Below are 6586 nucleotides of genomic sequence, written 5' to 3'. Positions count from 1 at the left end.
TAGATGTCGCAATCCACACCGAGCCAGAAGGCCCTCACCTCGTTCAAGCACCACTCCAGGCGCGTCGCCTGTCACCAACGTCCCGGGACAGCACAGCTAGGGCCAGGGCGGGTGGCGCACCGGGCCCGGCAGGCGTGGGGAATTTCGCCGGTAAGCGTGGCTTATCTGGGCTTTTGTGCGTGTCAGTGGAGAAGTGCCGCTTTCGTACGGGTAGTTTGCGGTCCCTTGGCCGTACGGACGAGAGTGAGCAGGGCTGCATATGGCCGGTGATGCGCTGATCGAGCTGCGCGGGGTCAACAAGCACTACGGGAAGCTGCATGTCCTCCAGGACATCGACCTCACCGTCGGCCGCGGCGAGGTGGTGGTGGTCATCGGGCCCTCCGGGTCCGGCAAGTCCACCCTGTGCCGCACCATCAACCGCCTCGAACCGATCGAGTCCGGCACCATCACCCTGGACGGCCACCCGCTCCCGGAGGAGGGGCGCGAGCTGGCCAGGCTGCGCGCCGAAGTCGGCATGGTCTTCCAGTCCTTCAACCTCTTCGCCCACAAGACCGTGCTCGCCAATGTGATGCTCGCGCCGGTCAAGGTCCGCAAGCGCAAGAAGGACGAGGCCGAGGCGCGGGCCCGCCAACTGCTGGAGCGGGTGGGGCTGGCCGCGCAGGCCGAGAAGTACCCGGCGCAGCTCTCCGGCGGCCAGCAGCAGCGCGTGGCCATCGCCCGCGCGCTGGCCATGGAGCCGCAGGCGCTGCTGTTCGACGAGCCGACCTCGGCCCTCGACCCGGAGATGATCAACGAGGTGCTGGAGGTCATGCAGCAGCTGGCCCAGGAGGGCATGACCATGGTCGTGGTCACCCACGAGATGGGGTTCGCGCGCTCCGCCGCCAACCGCGTCGTCTTCATGGCCGACGGCCGCATCGTCGAGGACCGCGCCCCCGAGGAGTTCTTCACCGCGCCCGCCAGCGAGCGCGCGAAGGACTTCCTCTCCAAGATCCTCAAGCACTGAACGGGGGCGCCGTCGTGCACCAGAACCGATACGCGCTCGTGACGCTCGCGCTGACCGCCGCCCTGCTGGCCGCCGGCTGCGGCAAGCCCGGCAGCCCGCCCGTGAAGGGCCCCAAGGGCAGCCAGCTGCCGCACTACGCGACCGCCCGGGGCTTCCAGCTGCCCGCCTCGGCGACCTGGCGCAAGGCCAGGAGCCGCGGCGGGCTGGTCGTCGGCGCCAAGGAGGACCAGCCGTACATGGGCGAGCGGGACCCGGCCTCCGGCACGTACACCGGCTTCGATGTCGAGATCGCCAAGATGCTGTCCGCCTCGCTCGGCTTCGACCCGAAGACGATCCGGTTCAAGACCATCTCCTCCGCCAACCGCGAGACGGCCCTGCAGAACGGCCAGATCGACTACTACGTCGGCACCTACACGATCAACGACAAGCGCAAGCAGCAGGTGGGCTTCGCGGGCCCGTACTACATGGCGGGGCAGGGCCTGCTGGTGCGCAAGGACCAGAAGGGCATCGACGGGCCGGGGGACCTGGCGGGGAAGAAGGTGTGCTCGGCGGCCGGTTCCACGCCGTACCAGCGCATCCAGGCGGACTACCCCGAGGCGGATCTGGTCGCCTACGACACGTACTCGGTGTGTGTGGACAACCTGCTGACGTACCAGGTCGACGCCGTCACCACCGACGACGCGATCCTGATGGGCTACGCCGCCAAGGCGCCCGACGAGATGCGGCTGGCCGGCAAGCCGTTCTCCGAGGAGCCGTACGGCATCGGCGTGCCGCGCGGCGACAGCGCCCTGCGCCTCGCGCTGGACGACGCCCTCGCCGCCCACGAGAAGAACGGCGACTGGAAGAAGGCGTACGACGCGACGCTGGGCCTGTCCGGCGTCCCGGCTCCGAAGCCGCCCGCGATCGACCGCTACCCGGCGAGCTGAGGACGAGGACCGACCGATGAACGTGCTCCTGGACAACTTCTCCCTCTACGGGAAGGGACTGCTCGGCACCGTCGAACTGACCGTCTTCGCCTCCCTGCTCGCCCTTGTCGTCGGCATCGTGATGGCGGCCTTCCGTGTGGCGCCGGTCGGCTCGCTGCGGGCGTTCGGCACCGTGTGGGTGACGGTGCTGCGCAACACGCCGCTGACCCTGCTGTTCTTCGCGGTACTGCTCGGTCTGCCGCGCTTCGGGCTGGTGCTGCCCTTCAAGATCTTCGCCATTCTGGCGCTGGGCTGCTACACCTCCGCCTTCATCTGCGAGGCGGTGCGCTCCGGCATCAACACCGTCCCGGTGGGGCAGGGGGAGGCGGCCCGCAGCCTCGGCATGACCTTCTCCAGGACGCTGGGGGACGTGGTGCTGCCGCAGGCGTTCCGTACCGTCATCCCGCCCATCGGCTCCACGCTCATCGCGCTAGCCAAGAACTCCGCGATCGCCGGCTCCTTCAGCGTCGTGGAGCTCCTGGGGACCTACAAGACGCTCAACGAGCTGGGCTACAGCATCATCTGGTCCTTCATCTGGATCGCCGTCGGCTACCTGATCGTGACCCTGACCATCAGCGCGCTGTTCAACGTGCTGGAGAAGCGCTGGGGAGTTCCCCGATGACCGCTGCCAACGCCCTCTACGACGTCCCGGGACCGCGCACGAGGCGCCGGCACCTGCTCTACGGGGTGGCGGCGACGGCGGTGATCCTCGCCATCGCCGCCTGGGTGGTCTACCTGCTGGTCGACACCGGCCAGTTCAGCGGCCGCAAGTGGACGCCGTTCGCGTACCAGGGCATCCAGGAGCTGCTGCTCGAAGGGCTGGGCAACACGCTCAAGGCGTTCGCGATCGCCGCCGTGCTCTCGCTCGTCCTGGGCGCGGTGCTCGCCGCCGGCCGGCTCTCCGACCACGCGCCGGTCCGCTGGGCGGCCACGCTGCTGGTGGAGTTCTTCCGCGCGATGCCCGTGCTGGTCATGATCTTCTTCATCTACGTGGCGCTGCGGGCCGAGCCGCTGTACGCGCTGGTCGCCGGGCTGACGCTGTACAACGGCTCGGTGCTGGCGGAGGTGTTCCGGGCCGGCGTCCACTCGGTGGACCGCGGGCAGCGGGAGGCCGCGTACGCGCTGGGCATGCGCAAGACGCAGGTCATGACGCACGTCCTGGTGCCGCAGGCGGTCCGCGCGATGCTGCCCACGATCATCAGCCAGCTCGTGGTCGCCCTGAAGGACACCTCCCTCGGCTTCCTGATCACCTACGAGGAGTTCCTGCACGCGGGCAAGCTGATCGCCTCCAACCTCGACTACGACCTGCCCTTCATCCCGGTCGTCCTGATCGTCTCGCCCGTCTACATCGGCATGTGCATGCTGCTGTCGTGGTGCGCGTACCGGGTCGCGAAGCGGCAGCGCAAGAGCCCGAAGACGGAGGCCGTGGACGTGAACGCGCCGGAGCCGGGGACCTTGCTGCCCGGCGCCCGGCAGCAGCACTGACCCCGGCTCCGGTGCTCAGTCGCGTACCGGTACCGACACCCACGACGGGTCGGCGGCGGGGGAGGAGAAGGTGAGCTTGGCGCCGGCCGGGTTGTGCTCGATGTAGAGGGGGTCCACGGAGTCCACGACCACCGCCAGCCGGTGGCCCGCCGGTACGTCGTACGCCGTCGAGAACAGCTCCAGGTCCACGCCGAACGGCTTGCCCGGCGCCTTGTCGTGGAACGTGAACGGCGCGTGCGAGACCAGCCGGCCGACGCCGAGCGGGCCGACGTCGTAGAGGTAGGCGATGCCGGTGCCGCTTTCGGCGGTGCTGGTCACGGTGGTGTGCAGCTTCGCCGTGCCGCGTATGTGCTGCGCGGCGGCGTACCGCTCGGACTGCCACACGGCCGCGGCCGAGCGCGGCAGCAGCGGGATGGAGGCCAGCGGCGGGATCTTGAGGAACTGGTCCAGGAGGCTGGAGAGAAAAATCGTTCCCCCGTTGGCGCCGGAGTCGATGTTCGTACCGATCCGCCGGGTGCCGTCCAGCGCGATCCTGCGGTGCGCGGACGGCACGTCCTGCCAGCTCTTGTACCCCTCGTAGGCGCCCGTGGACCGGGACTTCAGCTGTACGGGCGCCTCGCGGTCGACGCCGTTGTCGTCGCCCTTGAGGTAGTGGTCGAACCAGCGCTTGGTGTGGTCCCAGGCGTCGTTCGGCAGGCCGAGCAGGCCCAGGCCCTCGGCGGTGGCGTGGTCGCCGGGCCGGAACTCCAGCCGCTTGGGCCCCTTGAGCTTCTCGTAGAAGTCGGCGTACTGGTTGGGCGGGAAGAGCGAGTCGCCCCAGGCGTTGCCCAGCATGATCGCCGCGCCATTGGCGTTGATCTTGTCGAGGTACGTCACGGGGGACCGCTTGGCCCCCCACTTGATCATGTCCTGCTCCTTGGCCAGGTCGGAGCCGAGGAAGTCCTTGAGGATGCCCTTCAGTTCCGGGCTGGGGCGCCCGGTGAGCGCGCCCGCCCCGCCCAGCAGCGCGGCCGCCTGCTGGTGCTGGGTGCGGCCGCTGTAGATGGAGTCGATCAGGTCGGCCCAGCCGCTCAGCGCCGCGACCGCCTTGACGCGCTTGTCGAAGGCCGAGGTCAGCAGGCTGATTCCGGCGCCGTACGACACGCCGCCCATGCCCACCTTCCCGGGGTCGGCGGGGGTGTTGGCCAGCGCCCAGTCGATGACCTTGGACGCGTCGGCGATGTCCGGCGGCCCGGCGGTCTCGATCTGCCCGCCGGACTGCCAGAAGCCGCGGGAGTTGTAGCCCACCACCACGTACCCGGCGTCGGCGAGCTTCTTGGCCTGCACGACGTACTCGATCTGCGGCATGGCCCAGCTGGTGGGCAGCACGACGAGCGGGTAGCGGCGGCCGGGGACCGCGTCGCCCGGCGTGAAGACGTTGGCTTTCAGGGTGATGCCGCCGTCGCCGGTGATGTCGACGAACCGCACGTCCGGGAACTTCGCGGCGAGTTCCTGCTGCGTGGCCGCGGGGGCGCCGGCGGTGGCGTGTGGTGCGGCGGTGGCGGAGTTCGCCATCGGGGCGCCCGCGAGGGTGGTGGCGGCGAGCACGGCTGCCGAGACGGTACCGACGGTGGTGCGCAGCGTGGTGCGAGAGGGCGACATCTACTGCTCCTAGTGCTTCAAGGCTGAAGTGACTGGAGAGTAAGATGTGATTCTTACCGCTGGTAACCCGTCGGTAGGTTGCGGATGGATAACGCCCGGGTGCCCGGGGCCCGGTGCTGCGCCCGGCCGGCGGGCCGGGCGCATGCCCTGGTCAGAGGCCCAGGTCGGGTCCGAACACCTCGTAGTGGATGTCCGCGGCGCCCACGCCGGCCGCCAGCAGCTGGCCGCGGGCGGCCTTCATGAAGGGCACCGGGCCGCAGAGGTAGGCGACGGTGCCGGCCGGGACCTGAATGCGGCTCAGGTCGATCCGGCCCTCGTGGACGGTGACGTCCGCGGTGGCCTCGTCCGCGCCCTCGGGCCGCTCGTACCACACCTCCGCCGTGGCGTTGTCCAGCTTCCCGGTCAGCTGCCGCAGTTCGGCACGGAAGGCGTGGGTGGCGGGGGAGCGGTCGGCGTGTACGGAGACGACGCGGCGGGCCGAGCCGTCGGCGGCGAGCCGGGACAGGATCCCGATCATGGGGGTGCAGCCGATGCCGGCCGAGGCGAGCAGCAGCGGGCGGCCGCTCTCCTCCGGCACCACGTCACCGAACGGCGCGCTGATGCGCAGGACTTCGCCGCCGTGCACACGGGCGTGCAGGTGGTTGGAGACCTCGCCCGCCGGCGAGCCGGCCGCGTCACCGGCCACCCGCTTCACGGAGAACTGCAGGCCGCCGTCCGGCTGCCCGGACAGGCTGTACTGGCGTATCTGCCGGGCGCCGTCGGCGAGCCGCACCTGTACGGAGACGTACTGGCCGGGCCGGGACGCGGGGACCGGGGCGCCGTCCACCGGCTGTACGACGAAGGTCGCCACGTCCTCGGTCTCCTGGAAGCGCCCGGTGACGCGGTACTCGCGCCAGACGTCCCCGTCCGGCGTGCCCGCCGCCTCGTACAGGCCCTTCTCGATCGCGATGAGGGCGTTCGCCATCAGCCAGTACACCTCGTCCCAGGCCGCCGCGACCTCGTCGGTCACCGCGTCGCCCAGCACCTCGGCGATGGCCGCGAACAGGTGCTCGCGCACGACCGGGTACTGCTCGGGGCGCACCCCGAGGGACGCGTGCTTGTGCGCGATGCGGGACAGCAGCGCGTCGGGGCGCTCGTCCGGGTGCTCCACCAGGTGCGTCGCGAACGTGGCGATGGAGCCCGCGAGGGCCTGCTGCTGGGTGCCGCCGGCCTGGTTGCCGCGGTTGAAGAGGTCGCGCAGCAGCTCGGGGTGGGCGGCGAAGAGCTTGTCGTAGAAGAGCGGGGTGATATCGCCGATGGCCGCCCCGATCGCGGGGAGGGTGGCACGTACGGTCTCGGCGGACTTGGACGACAACATCGGCTGCTCCGGTTCTTGTTCTTGAGATGTGCTGAGGGGGTGGCTGGTCGGAGGAGATGCCGAGATAACTTGCATCTCAGATTCGCATTTCGCCGCAAGCGTACGGGCCGGGGCGGGGGTGTGCGGTAGGGCCGG

The 6586-nt window shown here is 70.1% G+C and carries 6 protein-coding genes; 4 read left to right on the top strand and 2 right to left on the bottom strand.

What is annotated here, in order from left to right; all coding sequences use genetic code 11:
* The first annotated feature begins 259 nt into the window (after window positions 1–259).
* From ACH4K4_RS03550 to ACH4K4_RS03535, 4 genes are read left to right on the top strand one after another with little or no spacing between them, the layout of a single operon-like run.
* On the top strand, window positions 260–1003 hold the full coding sequence (locus tag ACH4K4_RS03550; protein ID WP_398164476.1) for an amino acid ABC transporter ATP-binding protein: 744 nt from the start codon (window positions 260–262) through the stop codon (window positions 1001–1003).
* 14 nt (window positions 1004–1017) lie between these two features.
* Entirely contained in the window at window positions 1018–1929 is a 912-nt protein-coding gene (locus ACH4K4_RS03545) for a glutamate ABC transporter substrate-binding protein (RefSeq protein ID WP_398164474.1), read from the top strand.
* A 16-nt stretch (window positions 1930–1945) separates the two neighbouring features.
* Window positions 1946–2590, top strand: coding sequence for an amino acid ABC transporter permease (locus ACH4K4_RS03540; RefSeq protein WP_398164472.1), 645 nt, complete (start codon window positions 1946–1948; stop codon window positions 2588–2590).
* Window positions 2587–3453, top strand: coding sequence for an amino acid ABC transporter permease (locus tag ACH4K4_RS03535; RefSeq protein WP_398164470.1), 867 nt, complete (start codon window positions 2587–2589; stop codon window positions 3451–3453). The genes ACH4K4_RS03540 and ACH4K4_RS03535 overlap by 4 nt, the downstream gene beginning before the upstream one ends.
* A 15-nt stretch (window positions 3454–3468) precedes the next feature.
* Here ACH4K4_RS03535 and ACH4K4_RS03530 read toward each other — a convergent pair whose 3' ends face one another.
* Entirely contained in the window at window positions 3469–5094 is a 1626-nt protein-coding gene (locus ACH4K4_RS03530) for an alpha/beta fold hydrolase (protein WP_398164469.1), read from the bottom strand.
* Between the two features lie 151 nt (window positions 5095–5245).
* Window positions 5246–6451, bottom strand: a complete 1206-nt coding sequence (locus tag ACH4K4_RS03525) for a globin domain-containing protein (protein WP_398164467.1) — start codon at window positions 6449–6451, stop codon at window positions 5246–5248.
* Between the last annotated feature and the right edge of the window lie 135 nt (window positions 6452–6586).

Source organism: Streptomyces sp. NPDC017529 (genome assembly GCF_044329785.1).
Classification (GTDB): Bacteria; Actinomycetota; Actinomycetes; order Streptomycetales; family Streptomycetaceae; genus Streptomyces.
This window is presented reverse-complemented; position numbering and strand designations above follow the sequence as displayed.

Excerpts from the sequence above, each read along its gene's own strand:
- ACH4K4_RS03530 (WP_398164469.1), bottom strand. The coding sequence starts at position 5,094 with ATGTCGCCCTCTCGCACCACGCTGCGCACCACCGTCGGTACCGTCTCG.
- ACH4K4_RS03525 (WP_398164467.1), bottom strand. The coding sequence starts at position 6,451 with ATGTTGTCGTCCAAGTCCGCCGAGACCGTACGTGCCACCCTCCCCGCG.
- ACH4K4_RS03540 (WP_398164472.1), top strand. The coding sequence starts at position 1,946 with ATGAACGTGCTCCTGGACAACTTCTCCCTCTACGGGAAGGGACTGCTC.
- ACH4K4_RS03535 (WP_398164470.1), top strand. The coding sequence starts at position 2,587 with ATGACCGCTGCCAACGCCCTCTACGACGTCCCGGGACCGCGCACGAGG.
- ACH4K4_RS03550 (WP_398164476.1), top strand. The coding sequence starts at position 260 with ATGGCCGGTGATGCGCTGATCGAGCTGCGCGGGGTCAACAAGCACTAC.